The sequence below is a fragment of the Paenibacillus sp. AK121 genome (assembly GCF_019042715.1).
Lineage (GTDB): Bacteria > Bacillota > Bacilli > Paenibacillales > Paenibacillaceae > Paenibacillus > Paenibacillus polymyxa_C.
The window spans coordinates 138731-154517 of sequence record NZ_JAHPJM010000010.1; the positions used below are offsets into that span (position 1 = coordinate 138731).

General features: G+C 47.9%; 13 protein-coding genes. 10 read left to right on the top strand and 3 right to left on the bottom strand.

Annotated elements, in window-relative coordinates; genetic code table 11:
* Window positions 1-4: 4 nt before the first annotated feature.
* From KSP24_RS17910 to KSP24_RS17945, 8 genes are all read left to right on the top strand, one after another.
* Window positions 5-1981 carry a cbb3-type cytochrome c oxidase subunit I gene (locus KSP24_RS17910; RefSeq protein ID WP_013373105.1) on the top strand — a complete coding sequence of 659 codons (1977 nt, stop codon included), beginning with the start codon at window positions 5-7 and terminating at the stop codon, window positions 1979-1981.
* Window positions 1981-2589, top strand: coding sequence for a cytochrome o ubiquinol oxidase subunit III (cyoC, locus tag KSP24_RS17915; RefSeq protein WP_013373104.1), 609 nt, complete (start codon window positions 1981-1983; stop codon window positions 2587-2589). Before KSP24_RS17910 ends, cyoC begins: the two co-directional genes overlap by 1 nt.
* Window positions 2590-2925: a cytochrome o ubiquinol oxidase subunit IV gene (cyoD, locus tag KSP24_RS17920; RefSeq protein ID WP_013373103.1), complete on the top strand. Its 336-nt coding sequence runs from the start codon at window positions 2590-2592 to the stop codon at window positions 2923-2925.
* Window positions 2926-3102: 177 nt separating this feature from the next.
* A complete protein-coding gene (locus KSP24_RS17925) occupies window positions 3103-4227 on the top strand; it encodes an NADH:flavin oxidoreductase (RefSeq protein WP_216976111.1) in 1125 nt (374 codons plus the stop codon).
* 101 nt (window positions 4228-4328) lie between these two features.
* Entirely contained in the window at window positions 4329-4697 is a 369-nt protein-coding gene (locus KSP24_RS17930; protein WP_007432172.1) for an ArsR/SmtB family transcription factor, read from the top strand.
* Window positions 4698-4884: 187 nt separating this feature from the next.
* The gene (locus tag KSP24_RS17935; RefSeq protein ID WP_216976113.1) at window positions 4885-7311 is read left to right on the top strand and encodes a heavy metal translocating P-type ATPase; all 2427 of its coding nucleotides are present in this window, start codon (window positions 4885-4887) and stop codon (window positions 7309-7311) included.
* Window positions 7312-7615: 304 nt separating this feature from the next.
* Window positions 7616-9052, top strand: a complete 1437-nt coding sequence (locus KSP24_RS17940) for a hypothetical protein (RefSeq protein ID WP_064963568.1) — start codon at window positions 7616-7618, stop codon at window positions 9050-9052.
* A gap of 305 nt (window positions 9053-9357) precedes the next feature.
* A complete protein-coding gene (locus KSP24_RS17945) occupies window positions 9358-11340 on the top strand; it encodes a heavy metal translocating P-type ATPase (protein WP_302054369.1) in 1983 nt (660 codons plus the stop codon).
* A gap of 159 nt (window positions 11341-11499) precedes the next feature.
* On the opposite strand, the gene KSP24_RS17950 is transcribed toward KSP24_RS17945, so the two are convergent.
* On the bottom strand, window positions 11500-13023 hold the full coding sequence (locus tag KSP24_RS17950) for a DHA2 family efflux MFS transporter permease subunit (protein WP_216976117.1): 1524 nt from the start codon (window positions 13021-13023) through the stop codon (window positions 11500-11502).
* Between the two features lie 9 nt (window positions 13024-13032).
* Entirely contained in the window at window positions 13033-13668 is a 636-nt protein-coding gene (locus KSP24_RS17955) for an HlyD family secretion protein (RefSeq protein WP_013373097.1), read from the bottom strand.
* A 134-nt stretch (window positions 13669-13802) separates the two neighbouring features.
* Between KSP24_RS17955 and KSP24_RS17960 the strand changes: the two genes are divergently transcribed.
* Both KSP24_RS17960 and KSP24_RS17965 read left to right on the top strand, forming a co-directional pair.
* Complete coding sequence (locus KSP24_RS17960; RefSeq protein ID WP_129549989.1) at window positions 13803-14357, top strand: NAD(P)H-dependent oxidoreductase; 555 nt, start codon at window positions 13803-13805, stop codon at window positions 14355-14357.
* 10 nt (window positions 14358-14367) lie between these two features.
* The gene (locus KSP24_RS17965) at window positions 14368-14829 is read left to right on the top strand and encodes a hypothetical protein (RefSeq protein WP_216976119.1); all 462 of its coding nucleotides are present in this window, start codon (window positions 14368-14370) and stop codon (window positions 14827-14829) included.
* Window positions 14830-14911: 82 nt separating this feature from the next.
* On the opposite strand, the gene KSP24_RS17970 is transcribed toward KSP24_RS17965, so the two are convergent.
* On the bottom strand, window positions 14912-15643 hold the full coding sequence (locus KSP24_RS17970; RefSeq protein WP_040102862.1) for a ZIP family metal transporter: 732 nt from the start codon (window positions 15641-15643) through the stop codon (window positions 14912-14914).
* Between the last annotated feature and the right edge of the window lie 144 nt (window positions 15644-15787).

Consider the following 15787-nt stretch of genomic DNA (forward strand, 5'->3'; position numbering starts at 1 on the left):
CCCAATGCTTGACAAAATAAAAGAGTTTGCATCCACTTTCTTCGTTACTGGAGACCCGATGATCTATGGAGCGGACGTTTCCATCGCATTAGCAACGATCGGGATCGTGTTTGTGCTCACTTATTTCAAAAAATGGGGCTGGCTTTGGAAAAACTGGTTGACTACGGTTGACCATAAAAAAGTCGGTATTATGTATATTCTTGCGGCCATCTTGATGTTATTCCGCGGAGGCGTGGATGCATTATTGATGCGTATTCAACTTGCTACACCGGATGTGACACTCCTACATCCTGAGCATTACAACCAGATTTTCACAACTCACGGCACAATCATGATCTTGTTTATGGCAATGCCGTTGATGTTTGGTTTGTTTAACATCGCCGTACCCCTTCAAATTGGTGCGCGCGACGTTGCGTTTCCTTTCCTGAACGCATTGAGCTTCTGGCTTTTCTTTATGGGTGCGATGTTGTTCAACTTGTCCTTCGTTATCGGCGGTTCGCCAGATGCAGGCTGGTTGAGTTATCCACCGCTCTCAGAACTGCAATTTAGTCCTGGCGTCGGTCAGAACTTCTATATCTGGGGTATTCAGATTTCTGGTATAGGTTCATTGGCTACAGGGATCAACTTTATTGTTACCATTATTAAAATGCGCGCACCTGGTATGACTTGGATGAAAATGCCTGTCTTTACGTGGTCCGTATTTTCATCATGTGTTATTATCATTTTCGCGTTCCCGATTCTGACGGTTACTTTAGCATTGCTATTCCTTGACCGCTTCGGAGGAGGGCACTTCTTTACCCTTGATTTCGGCGGTAACCCGATGATGTATATCAACTTGATCTGGATGTGGGGTCACCCTGAGGTATACATCGTAGTATTGCCAGCCTTCGGTATTTATTCCGAGGTTATCAGCGTATTCTCCAAAAAGAAATTGTTTGGTTACAAATCCATGGTTTACGCAATGTTCATTATTGCGATCCTGTCCTTCTTCACGTGGGCGCATCACTTCTTCACGATGGGATCAGGCGCAGATGTTAATGCATTCTTTGCGATTTCGACGATGGTTATCGCAATACCGACAGGGGTTAAAGTATTTAACTGGCTGTTCACGATGTACCGGGGTAAACTCGAATTTAAAACTCCGATGATGTGGTCTATTGCATTTATTCCGAACTTCCTGATTGCAGGTTTGACGGGCGTCATGTTGTCTGTAGCGCCTGCGGACTTCCAGTTCCATAACAGTTACTTCCTGATCGCTCACTTTCACTCCGCTCTGATTGGTGGGGTAGTGTTCGGTTACTTGGCAGGTCTGTACTACTGGTGGCCTAAGATGTTCGGTTTCACATTGCCTGAAACGCCTGGTAAATGGGCTTTCTGGTTCTGGAATATCGGTTTCTATGTATGTTTCATTCCGCAATATTCCCTCGGTCTGATGGGGATGACACGTCGTCTGAGCACTTACGGCTGGGATACTGGCTGGCAGCCGCTTAACATGGTGTCAACCGTTGGGGCATTCCTGATGGGGATTGGTTTCTTGTTCCAGGTTCTTCAAATTCTTCTGGGTATCAAAAATTACCGCAAGCTGAAGGATACAACTGGCGACCCTTGGGGCGGTCACACGTTGGAATGGTCCATTCCTTCACCTGCACCGGAATACAATTTTGCTACCATTCCGCAAGTAGAAGAACGCGATGACTGGTGGGCAGAAAAAGATAAACGTGCAAAAGGTATTTTCAGAAAGCAACCGCCAATTGAAGCGATTCATATGCCGAAAAACTCGGCGATTCCATTCATTATGTCGGTATTCTTTTTCATTGCAGGTTTCGGGTTCGTATTTGGATGGTCGTTCTTCTATATTCCAGGGCTGATCGGCGTGGCAATTTGTATGATTTGCCGTTCGTTCTTCTCCTATGATGGCGACTACTATATCCCTGCGGATGAAGTAAAACGCACGGAAGCGGCAATAAGGGGGTCTGTATAATGGCACAAGCTGCAGCACATCACAGCCATGATCATGACCACGGGCATCACGATCCGCAAGAATTGAAGATGCTTGGTTTTTGGATCTTCCTCGTAACGGACGTAATCCTGTTCAGTACCTTGTTCGCAACCTTCGTTGTCCTTCGGAACAACACAGCCGGAGGACCAGGTGGCGCAGAGCTGTTTAACATGACGGGCGTTATTATTGAAACGTTCCTCTTGCTCACAAGCAGCTTCACAAGTGGTCTGGCTGTGTTGGCTATGAACAAAGGAAGCATGAAGGGATTAATCAGCTGGTTAATCGTGACAGCGATCCTGGGTCTTGGTTTTATCGGTTTTGAAGTTTACGAGTTTGTTGAGATGGTACATGAAGGTGCCAACTTTGGAACCAGTGCGTTCTTGTCGGCATTCTTCACATTGGTCGGAACACACGGACTTCACGTTTCGTTAGGTCTGGTTTGGATGATTGGACTTATGTTCCAGTTGAAAAAACGCGGACTTACTCCAGAGACGAAGGGCAAAGTTTCGGCATTGAGCTTGTACTGGCACTTTTTGGACGCTGTCTGGATCTTCTTGCTGACAGTTGTCTATTTGATGGGGGTGATGTAGATGGCACAGCATCAATCAGGAGCGGGTTCGCATGGTCATGATGATTCTCACGGTTCAGTGAAATCCTATGTTATCGGGTTTATTCTGTCCATCGTACTGACCATCATTCCTCTCTTCGTGGTTATGAATCATATGTTGAGCCGCACTTCGACCATGGTTGTTATTTTAGCCGCGGCAGTGCTGCAATTTCTGGTTCAGCTTTTCTTCTTCATGCACATCCGTGAAAGCAATGGACCACGTTGGAATGTTATGACTTTGATCTTTGGTGTTGTAATCCTGTTGACTGTCGTTGGCGGTTCTGTATGGATTATGGAATACAACATGGTAGCACACTAATAAGTCACACTAATTTAGATAAGAGGAAGCGGCTCTATGCCGCTTCCTCTTTTTTTGTAAAGGACCTGCTGGAATTTAAACTGTGGCTTCTTGAACTCAAGTTTGCACGCGTGTAAAATGGAATTGTATAACAGAAGAGTGAAAAAGATAATACTAATGGAGAGTGAGGAAAACGTCATGAACACCGAAATATTGTTTAAACCTTTTAAGATAGGTAACTTATCGCTTCCCAATCGGATGGTTATGGCTCCCATGACACGAAATTTTTCTCCCCAAGGTATTCCAGGACCTGAGGTTGCCGCGTATTATCGTCGCCGTACAGAAAATGCTGTTGGATTGATTATTACAGAGGGAACAGCTATCAATCATCCCGCCGCTGTGGAGCACACAGGCATCCCTAACTTTTATGGTGAGGGATTGAAAGGATGGGCCAAGGTAGTAGAGGAGGTTCATGCGGCCGGCGGCAAAATTATACCGCAGCTCTGGCATGTGGGTACAGCCCGGAAAATAGGTGCGGATAACCAACCGAATCCCGAGGCATTGCCTGTCGGTCCTTCAGGTATTTCCCCCGCAGGTGAAAAGGTAGTTGAGCCATTGACGGAGGCGGAAATTGCGGATATCATTGCAGCCTTTGCTCAGGCCGCTGCCGATGCCAAGCGGGTGGGGTTTGACGGCATTGAGCTTCATGGAGCACATGGCTATTTAATAGATCAATTTTTCTGGGACAAAACCAATAAGCGTACCGATCAATATGGAGGCGATTTGGTTCAGCGTACCCGGTTTGCGGTCGAGGTCATTGAGGCTTGTCGCCGTGCAGTAGGCCCGGATTTTCCAATTGTACTGCGATTCTCCCAGTGGAAGATGTACCATTATGGAGAAAAGCTGGCACAGACACCACAGGAACTTGAACAGTTTCTTGCCCCATTGGTACAAGCTGGGGTGGATGTATTCCATTGCTCAAGCCGCCGTTTCTGGGAGCCAGAATTCGAAGGGTCAGATCTAAACCTGGCAGCATGGACCCAAAAGATAACAGGCAAGCCAGTGATTACGGTGGGGTCAATTGGTTTGGAGAAGGCCTTTTTGAGTGATTTGGAAAAAAACAATGATCGTCAGACTGATCAATCGAGTAGTGTAGAGGCCAGATTAGAACAACTCGTGGAGCTAGTAGAACGAGAGGAAGTTGATCTGGTTGCAGTTGGACGTGCATTGCTGGTTGATCCGGCATTTGCAGTAAAATTACGTGATCAACAGATAAAAGAAATAATTCCTTACAATGATGAAGTATTAAAAACGTTGAATTAGGAAAATTTCGGTTACAGGGCAAGCTGTAATATAAGCTATTCGTAAATTCTACGAATTTGCTATAATAGGAGCATCAAGTCGAAATACACGGGGTGAAAAGGATGAATTCTGAAACGGAAGCTTTGGATTGTGAGCCGGCTTGTCACGGTTCAGATCAGGAAATTGAGCGTATAAAATCTTCCCTAGTTGAGGATTCCATCGCATACAAAATGTCGGAGCTGTTTAAAGCGCTAGGTGACCCGACACGGATCAAGCTGATTTATGCCCTGGCTCAAAAGGAACTGTGTGTTCATGATTTAACACAGGTGTTGAACATGGGCCAATCTGCAGTATCCCACCAGCTTCGTTATTTGCGCAACCTGCGTATTGTCAAACGACGCAAGGAAGGCAAGACAGTGTTTTATTCACTGGATGATAATCATGTGGAGCAGATTTTTTTGCAAACCCATCAGCACATATCACATCAATGATTTTTGACAAACCAACAGCAGGGCGCCAAGCAATTGGCGCTCTTTTGGTGTTTGTCCATTGAAGTCGATTTTTTTTCGTTAAAAAGGGCTATGATCATTGACTTTTGCCCCTAAACCTGAATATAATGACCTTAACAAATAATATATGAACAGTTGCTCATATATAGCTAATTGGAGGCCAATTATTATGGATGCTCTAAAAAGAAATGAACGGCATGAATGGGTTTTGGAAGGTCTAGATTGCGCCAACTGTGCTCTAAAGATTGAAAATGGAGTCAGTAAAATAGAAGGGGTCCTTGATTGCTCGGTCAATTTTGTAACAAAAACGTTGACGATGACCACAACTTCGGATCAAAAAGAAGAGGTTTTTCGCCAAACGGAACGGAAGGTCCACAGACTTGAGCCTCATGTTCGGATGGTTGCCAAAAGTGCGGGTGGACGCTTGCGCGAAGACAGTCGAAGTGGCGCTGGTGCAGTAGAGGCAAGCTGCACAGAGGATTGCGCATGCGGTCATGAGCATGATGGTGAAGGACATAATCACAATGATGGAAAGCATGCTGCTCACAGTCATGGTGGTCATAGCCATGAAGCACATGGCGCACACGATGGGCACGACCACGGTAATCATGCACACATGCACCACAATCACCATGCAGTGCACGATCATGGTGAAGCTACCCATGCTCATTCACATTCACATTCGCATGATGATAGTCATGCCGGGCATACGCATGATCATGGTACGGACGGTATGCGCCGCATGATTGCACGTCTGTCCATAGGAGCGGTTATTGCGGCTGTTGCCTGGTGGTTACCTGTCGAAGGTGTGGGCAAGCTGGCTCTATTTTTAGTGGCATATATCATCGTTGGCGGTGATGTTGTCTTGCAGGCTGCACGCAGCTTGGTGCGTGGAATGGCCTTTGATGAGTATTTCTTGATGACGCTGGCTACGGTGGGCGCATTTGCTATTGGGGAATACCCCGAAGGCGTAGCTGTCATGTTCTTTTATCAAATCGGAGAGCTATTCCAAGGCATTGCAGTTAACCGTTCACGTAAGTCCATCAGCGATCTGATGGATATCAGACCAGACTATGCCAACCTGAAGACGGCTGAATCCGTACGAAGGGTGTCTCCAGAAGAGGTCCGTATTGGAGATTTGATAGTGATCAAGCCGGGTGAGAAGATCCCGCTGGACGGTAAGGTTGTAGAAGGCAAGTCGCATGTCGATACCTCGGCGTTGACCGGTGAATCTGTGCCTCGTACCGTTGAGCCGGGAAGCAGTGTGATGAGTGGATTTGTGAATACGAACGGACTTCTGACGGTAGAGGTCAGCAAAGAATTTGGTGAATCTGCGGTCTCTAAAATTTTGGAACTGGTGCAAAATGCGAGTGCCAAAAAAGCGCCGACTGAAAAGTTTATCACGAAATTTTCCAGATATTATACTCCTGTAGTGGTTATTGTAGCGTTATTGCTTGCGGTTGTTCCTCCGCTTGTTGTGCCAGGTGCACAGTTTGCAGATTGGATATATCGTGCGCTTGTTTTCCTCGTTATTTCTTGTCCGTGTGCGCTGGTGGTGTCCATTCCACTGGGCTTCTTTGGCGGAATCGGGGCAGCCTCCCGTTCAGGTGTGCTGATCAAGGGCGGTAATTATCTTGAAGCCCTGAATCATGTGAAATATGCTGTTTTTGATAAAACAGGTACGCTCACCAAAGGTGTTTTCCACGTGACAGGGATTTATCCTGCCGAAGCTTTTACGAAGGAAAGTCTGCTGGAGACTGCTGCATTGGCTGAGATGCACTCCACGCATCCTATCGCAGCTTCTCTGCGTGAAGCTTATGGCAATGAACTTCAAACGGAGCGAGTGCAGCAATATAGCGAAATATCCGGTCACGGGATTCAGGCTCAGATCGATGGGCGCTTGGTATTGGCCGGAAACGCTAAGCTGATGGAGCGGGAGCATATTGCTTTTAATGTGGCGCAGCAAGCAGGACCACTGGATGTAGGAACGGTCGTACATGTGGCTGTAGACGGAACGTATGCCGGGTGCATTCTAATATCGGATGAGGTTAAGGAGGACGCGGCCAAGACGATTGCTTCGCTGAAAAAGCTGGGGGTGGTAAAAACCATCATGCTAACAGGTGACAATCGGACAGTTGCCGAAGCTGTAGGACGTCAGTTAGGCCTGGATGAAGTACGGGCAGAACTGTTGCCTCAGCATAAAGCCGAAGCCATTGAGCAGTTGTCTGCAAGTAAAAGAACGAGCGATAAAATCTTGTTTGTAGGCGATGGAATTAATGATACACCTGTACTTGCTTTGGCAGATGTTGGTGTAGCGATGGGTGGTTTGGGCTCAGACGCTGCAATTGAAGCAGCAGATATCGTAATCATGAACGACGAGCCTTCAAGGCTGGTGACGGCGATTCATATTGCTCAACGCACACGCCGTATCGTATGGCAAAACATTATATTTGCGCTAGGTGTCAAAGTAGTATTTCTCTCATTGGGCGCGTTTGGTATTGCTACCATGTGGGAGGCTGTATTTTCCGATGTTGGTGTAACACTGCTAGCTGTATTAAATGTGATGCGTGTGCTGAAGGTTGGTATTGACAAATAAAAAGGGAACCCCCCGTTAACATTGGATGTAGGCATCCTACGAAAACAGGGGGTGTTTCTTTATAGCTGCCTTTTTTGTGCAGACATGTGCTTTCCGCAGTATAGATCTATTTTTCTCATATATAGTAGTTGTGCAGAGATGTATAAATGTGGGGAGGGCCTAATACGTTTAAGGTAGGGACTTAATAAGTAAGGCCCACGTAACATTCGGTTGCTCAGCAATGAGTAAGCGTTTTCTTTATTTGGAGGGGTACTCGAATTCGTGTGTGCCAACTTGCTGACGAAAGAAAGGATGGATTAATAGCATGGAGGCTAAACTGATGCATGTATTCGCAGAGCTGTTGGGTGGCATAAACAGCAGGGATTGCAACGTTCCAGAGCCAGGTAAGGAGTCTGCTGCACGGAGATTGGCTATGGAGACGCTCAGAGCAGGAAGCCATCAAGTATCTGCTGCACAGGAGGAAGATCCATTGGGCTGGCTGGTTGGTTTAGCCGAGCAGGGTGCAATCAGTCGAGCGGAGGCATTGCTGGCTACAAACCCGGAATTACTTGGAGAATCGATGCTGAATAACGGCAATGATACAGAGCAAGCCATGGACACACTACTAAAATGGAGCGATGAATACAGCGACACCTCCATACGGCTTTATGCTGATGCTCCTGCAAGTATGAGTCGTAAAAGTACAGGAATACGCGATCTTGACGGTTATAGCCTTCTGCATGGTCCATTGTCACTGGCATCCGGCCGCGTGAGGGAATTATGCTATGCCTATTTGGACGCGGCAGAGTCTGGACAAAAGATTCATGCCCTTGCCGGGGAGCCCGATCCCATCCTTGTCCCCGGTTCCCGTGCATCCGAGACGTACACAACATTTAATAAAGCATCTGGTTTGCCTGGATTGTGTGAGCACCTGTCCCGACGAATCATTGGCCTGCTGGAAACAGAGTACGAAGGCTTGTTTGAGTTGCTGGACGGATTGCCGTTGACTATAGCTTTGACTGAGCAGAACAATGCAGTGGGCATTGGAAGCCTGCAAGATATGCAGTTGGAGGCCCTACTGCGTGCAGCGTTGCGAAGCATGCGACAGGGAGGAGAACCACGGCTGGAGATTATGGTGCGCAATCCTACTGACGTAAACCAGTTCCAGACCATCCGAGACTGGATTGACGGCGTTGCCGAGCAAACGTTATGTGGCCGCCTGCGGTGCGTTCCATATCGGGTAGGTGTACTTTTGACGGTTGATACAAGTTTGGTGCTTAATGCAGGTCAAATAGGGGATGAGCAATCCGCACAGTCGGAGAAGTCGGACAACGCCGATAACATGTCCGAAGTGAGCGCACGACAGACCAAGCAGGCGGCTCAAGCCGCAGATTTGGCACGCTTTGCCGATACGGTCATTTTAGAAGTTTTACCAGCTCCATCTGCTGGTATCAGAGCTGGGGATCCGTTAATTCCATCTGTTGCTGATGGGCATGAGAATGCTAATGATACGATAAAACGCATAATGGAAGCTGTTCGGCGTGTAAAGCCTGAGATTCCTATATGGGTGGCGATAGATAAAATTCACCATTTCCTAGATGGGAATTGGATCTGGGAGAACGAGCTAACGGGGGTCATTTGCTCAGACCCAGCAGTTCCTACTGTACGTCTTGCGGCTGCGCGTTGGAGGCTGCAACAGCAAGCCAATCGGCAACACACATCAGAAACTGCACACACCCATGCGTGGAAGTTTCCACTTTAGCCTGAAGAATTTATGTGATAGAACGCTTTGAAATATGGAGGATACCTGCGTTGTTTACGCGGGTATCTTTTTTATTTAGGCTATTAGCAGTTTACAAGCGGAAAAGAAAGGGTATATAATAAAACAAAAGTTTCTCTAAGCCAAAATAATTGTATAGATGCAAAAATGATTATCATTCTCATTGCCAAACATGCTGCTTCGGGCTTCCCGAAGCAGCATGTGCTATTTTAGGGCACTTAACAATGGATATCATTCTCAATGAAATGCAAGTACAAGGAACAAAAAATGGAAAGGAACGTGACATGATGCAAGCAGTTCAACGACTACAAGATACATTGTCTCCCTCTAACCGAGCACTTTCAAAAAACAGTGGCAGCGGACGCCCCGGTCCAAATCGCAAGCCGCAATTTCAGCTCAAAAGCATGCTGAAAAATAAGGAGATGCAGGCTGCTCTAGGCAGTGGAATACTAATGCTGATGGCATGGGGGGTTTCACATTGGTGGCAATGGCTATCCGTCATTCTCTATGTGGTGTCTTATGCCCTTGGAGGCTGGTCCAAAGCCAGAGAAGGGATTGAAACCCTGATCCGAGAACATGATCTGGATGTTAATTTACTCATGATCGCTGCGTCTTTAGGAGCTGCGGCCATTGGCTACTGGAATGAAGGAGCCATGCTGATTTTTATTTTTGCACTCAGCGGTGCGCTGGAGAGCTATACCACGGAGCGTAGTAGTAAGGATATTTCCGAGCTTATGGCGCTGAAGCCGGAAACGGCTTTGCGTTTGTCTCACGAGGGAACAGAAACGGTTGGCATTGAGCAGCTGTTGCCAGGCGACCTGCTGCTGGTTAAGCCCGGCGAACTAATTCCGGCGGACGGTCGAGTCTCTAAAGGTGTGTCGGCAGTGAATCAGGCATCCATTACCGGGGAATCTGTTCCGGTAAACAAGATGGCAGGTGACGAAGTATATGCAGGCACCATCAATGGAGAAGGCGTGCTATATGTAGAGGTCAGCCAATCCTCAGAAGATACTTTATTTTCAAAAATTATTCGTATGGTAGAAGAGGCCCGGACTGAAGTTCCCGATTCCCAGCGGTTTATTAAAACATTCGAATCGGTATACGCCCGAATTGTTGTTGCCGTCACGTTGATCGTCATTGTAGGTGCGCCCATTGTATTGGGCTGGACCTGGGCAGCGGCGTTTTACAAGGCGATGGTGTTCCTTGTCGTGGCCTCACCTTGTGCGCTGGTTTCATCCATTATGCCGGTAATGCTATCCGCTATTTCCAACCGTGCTCGGCGGGGCATCTTGTTCAAAGGTGGCGCGCATGTGGAGAATATGGCACTGACATCTGTCGTTGCTTTTGACAAAACGGGCACGTTAACGAAGGGGTCACCTGTGGTCACGGATTGGATTATCGCCCCAGATTACGATGCTGATGAGCTATTGCACATTGTCGCGACAATCGAAAGCTATTCCTTACATCCGCTGGCACGAGCGATTGTAGCCAAAGCCGAAGCTGAATTGGAACAGAGAGAGCTACTCACAGCCGAGCAAGTGCAGGCTCTTACCGGATGGGGAATGGAAGGCATCATAGGTGGGGTGAAATGGAAAATCGGTCGCACGAATGTACTGGATGAACCTGGCCTTCTGGCTGGACCAGAGTGGGTGGAGAGTCGGGCCCGACTGGAAGCCGAGGGCAAAACCGTATCCATCATTCTTGCGGATGATCGGATTGCCGGGATGCTGGCGCTGCGTGACGAGCTGCGTCCACAGGCACAAGAGTCCGTGAAACGTCTGCAAGCACAGGGTATCCGGGTCGTCATGCTGACTGGAGACCGACCGGAAACGGCTGCCGTGATCGCGGCGCAGGCTGGAGTCGACGCCGTATATGCTGGCTTAATGCCGGAGGACAAAGTCAGTCATATTCGCATGCTGCGAGAGCAATACGGGCATGTCGTTATGGTCGGCGACGGTGTGAACGACGCTCCGGCTTTGACCGCAGCAACCGTAGGACTGGGCATGGGGATGCATGGCAGCGGAGCAGCACTGGAGGTTGCAGATGTGGTGCTAATGAACGACGGAATCGAGGAGATTGCTCCGACGATAGCACTGGCGCGCAAGGCGCAGCGAGTGGTCAAACAAAATATGATCTTCGCGGTAAGTGTCATTGTGCTGCTGGTGATCAGTAACTTTGTGCAAGATATAGCCCTGCCTTTTGGGGTCATTGGACATGAAGGCAGCACACTCCTTGTCATTTTGAACGGCCTGCGTTTATTGCGCTCATAAGACCATAATCCAATTCACAAATCACAAGATTACAAACAAGAAGGAGCATTCAACCCTCTTACATCCAAGGGGGATGAATGCTCCTTCTTTGGCAGTATCAGTCTATTTTGTATGCAAAGCAGGTTCATCTCATATCTTTAATTTGCGACTGCTGTACACCTATCTATGACGTGGTGTAGATCGCCGCAAGAACAGGGAAAACAATAATCCCGCCAGTGCAATCCCGGTTGCAATGATGAAGGCATCATTAATGCCATGGATCGTCGATTCTGTAACAGCGCTTCGGTATACCTGTTGTAGCGCGAGTGCAGAGCCGCTTTCCGTAGAAATACCCGCCGATTGTGCAAGGGTTTGTCCCAGTTGCGATACGCCTTCCGTTACAGAAGCATTCGCTGTGGTAGCGACATTCGCATAATCTGCCATATGAACTGTAGTCCGGCTACTCATTACTGTAATAAGCCAAGCGGTACCAATAGATCCAGCGATTTGCCGTACTGTATTGGACATGGCAGTACCATGGCTGCCGAGATGGGCAGGTAGCTGGTTTAGCCCTTCCGTCTGGACGGACATCATCAGCAATGACATTCCGAAGCTGCGAATCGTATAGATGATCATAATATGTCCGTAGGTGGTGGCATCGGTCAGCAGACTGAATTCCCATGTCGTGACTGCTGTAATGATCAGTCCAATGATCGCCAATGGCCTTGCGCCTATACGGTCAAATACTGCCCCTGATATCGGTGACATCACACCCATCAGCAGTGCACCCGGCAACAGCAGCAGACCGGATTGCAGCGGTGTAAAGCCGCGTATATTTTGCAAATAGATCGGCAGTAGCAGCATCCCGCCGAACATGGTCATATTGACGGTAGCCCCAACCAGCGTAGATACCGTAAAAATATCGTATTTAAATACACGGAACTCCAGCATAGGCTGCAACATATTTAGCTCGCGTACGACGAAAAATACAATAAACACGATCCCGAAAGCGAGCGAGAGTATGACCGTATTGCTACTCCAGCCTTTGTCTCCAGCCGAACTAAAGCCATACAACAGGAAGCCAAACCCAAGGGTGGAGAAGATGGTTCCCAACAGGTCAAAGTTCGGTTTCGTTAGCTTGGATACATTTTTGAGCCAGCGTATGGCAAACAGAATATCAATGACCGCCAGCGGAATAACGAGTAAAAATAGTAGCCGCCAGCTGTAATGCTCCACAATGTAGCCGGATAAAGTCGGTCCAATCGCCGGGGCAAACATCATGGCGATTCCCATAGTACCCATGGCAGCGCCCCGTTTTTCTGGAGGAAACACAGTCAGGAACACGTTCATGACCACAGGCATGATGATGCCTGCTCCGCTGGCCTGGATAACACGTCCAACCAGCATAGGCGCAAAGCCGGTACTGGCAGCACAGACGACAGACCCGGCAGTAAATAACCCCATCGCGGAGATGAACAGTGCACGTGTTCCGAATGACTCAATCAGAAAAGCAGTGATAGGAATCAAAATTCCGTTTGTCAGCATATATCCAGTGGATAACCATTGAACGGTTGTGGCAGATACATTGAAGTCATTCATCAAGTGTGGAATAGCCACGTTAAGCAGCGTTTGATTCAAAATCGAAATGAAGGCGCCTAGCAGTAGCACGGACAGAATGCGTCCGACGGACATTTTTTGATCCATGACAGCCTCCTACTTGTGGACTCTGATCGTTGCACTCATTCCCGGGATAATACCTAGGCCTTTGTAACCTTGAATGGAAATGTTGACAGGCACGACCTGCGTCACCTTGGTATAGTTGGCAGTGGTATTGGAAGTGGGCAGCAGTGAAAAGGTGGATGCGGTTGCCAGACCGATCTTTTCGAGTTTACCAGTCAGGGATGTATCTGGGTAAGCATCAATATACACATCTACGGTCTGGCCTACTTGGAGATCCTGCACAGCCGTTTCGTCTATATTGGCAGTAATCCAAAGATTGTTCAGATCAAATGCTTTCGCTAAAGGTGTGCCCGCCCCGACAACTGAGTTGTTGACTGCAGTTTGCTGTACGATGGTACCGTCAGTCGGGATCGTAACGCTGATCCGGCTTCCGCCTCCCTCTACACTACCAAGCGAGCTGCCAGCGGTGTACGTTTTACCAACTTCAGCGTTCCAGCCCGTGAGCTTTCCTCCGCTTGGAGAGGCAACAGTAACTGCTTGTCCGCTCACCTGTGCATTGTCGGTTTTTATGTAGTTGGCAGATTGATTGTAGTAATAGGCGGCGGCTCCACCTCCTGCCAGAATTATAATAATTACTAGCAGATTAACTAATATGGCGCGCGAATTCATATTGTGCATGCCTCCTTAGTGTTTTTGGATGTTCAAAGTATGCGTCAAACGATTCATAATATTCAGATGGATTCTGGGAAAGGTTAAGAGCGTATGCAAAAGGATGATCTTGCTGATAAAGGATGATGCGCATAATGACGACCAGAATCATGATTGTATATGACAGTGAAAATGGACATACCGAACGTCTCGCTCGCTCAATCGCAGAAGGAGCACGCCTGAATCACACAGAAGTGCTGCTAAAACATGTGAATGAGGCTGATGTGAATGAGCTAGTAAGCGTGGATGCGATTATATGGGGGTGCCCGGGTCATTTTGGTACTATCAGCAGCGGTCTGAAGAGCTGGATTGACAAGCTCGGATATTTGTGGGCGCAGGGCAAGCTGGTGGACAAAATCGGTGCAGTATTTTGCACAACTGCTACCGTTCATGGTGGATTGGAATCAACGCTTTTGAATTTGATTACTCCTATGCTTCATCAAGGCATGATTATTGTAGGCCTGCCCGCTAGCATCACGGAAAATGCGCTCTACGGCTCCTATTACGGTGTAGGGGTAACATGTCCGGTGGAGACAGACCCCGATGGACCGCCCAACCTTCCAACGGGCGATGATCTTGCGTTAGGTCGCTCTTTGGGCAAACGGGTTGCTGAGATGGCGGGACGGTACCGTAGCGCTGAAAGAGAATAGGAGGCCGCCGATGACCATTGCTTTTATCGCAGTAGCTGTGGTTGCCTTGATCTTTTTGCTGGTATTTAACACAAAGATGACGCGCAAGTCCTCGACCAAGAATCGCCCCAGCCAAGAGGAATCCCGGCAAAGAAGTAAACGTCCTTATCCTGTGCAAGTGGAACCCAAGGCGCATGAATTAGCGGAACATAACGGAGAGATGCCGCCTAAGGATTCCGAAGTTGAAGAACATCGTGCCAAGGAGCATCAGAAGTTGCCTGATATCCAAACGGATATGAAGGTGGAAAAAGATCGCAAGAACATAGAAGGTGCTTACGGGGATCAGGATTATCGTGCAGCTTTGCGTGGTTTTGCTGGAAAGGACGGAGAAAAGGATGGAGGTTCCCCAAGATCCAATGGGAAGAAAGGGACTTCCAAAAGTAAGGACGAACAGTACCGTGAAGCACTGCGTTCCATGAACCAAAAAAAATGAGGTCCCATCATTTGAACATGGCAAAAAGGCTGCTTTTCTGTCTGAATTACAGGCAGAAAAGCAGCCTTTTTGTGCTGCGCGGCTATAGCCATTCGGTTAGCCCGATCATCGTAATCAAGCCAAGAATAAAAGAGAATGTCGCGATCCGCTGGTTACCGTCCCCGTGACTTTCGGGAATCAGTTCCTTGTAGACAATAAACATCATAGCCCCGGCGGCAAAAGCAAGGCCATACGGCACCAGTCCGTTCACCCAACTGCTTAAATAAAAGCCGATTAGACTGGTGATGATTTCCACAGCTCCCGTTAGGGTAGCAATGCCCAATGCCTTGAAACGACCGATGTTTTGATTCACAAGGAATAACGCTACAATAAAGCCTTCAGGGGCATTTTGCAGACCGATAGAGAAGGCAATGAGATTGCCTAGATTCTGAGTCTCACTCGCGTAGCTGACCCCAACAGAGAGCCCTTCCGGCAAGTTGTGCAACGTAATAGCTGCAATAATGAGAAAAGATTTGGACTCCAATTGAAAAGTCTTGGAATCCGGGTCCTCCAAATCGGCATGGGGGATATACATTTCCATCACCAGTAATACGAGGCAACCAAGCAAAATTCCCGCAGTCAACACGAACCAATTGGAATGATGGATCGCTTCTGGAATCAGGTTATACACGGATGCAGAGGTCATAATTCCTGCGGCATAAGCCAGCAGAACATCGCGAAGCCGATGCGTGATATTACGCATAAACAATATAGGTACGGCGCCGAGTCCGGTGGACAGGGCAGAAATTAAGCTACCTACGAAAACGTCATTCATAATCGGGATAATCCCTCCATACCTCATTTATCTTTAAACTTCGCTTCATGAAAACTTCATTTGACTGTTTACAGCTCTTTCCGCATAATGAAATTAGGATTTAGAATCAGTCTAAGTCATAAGAAGCTACAAAACAAGTGATTC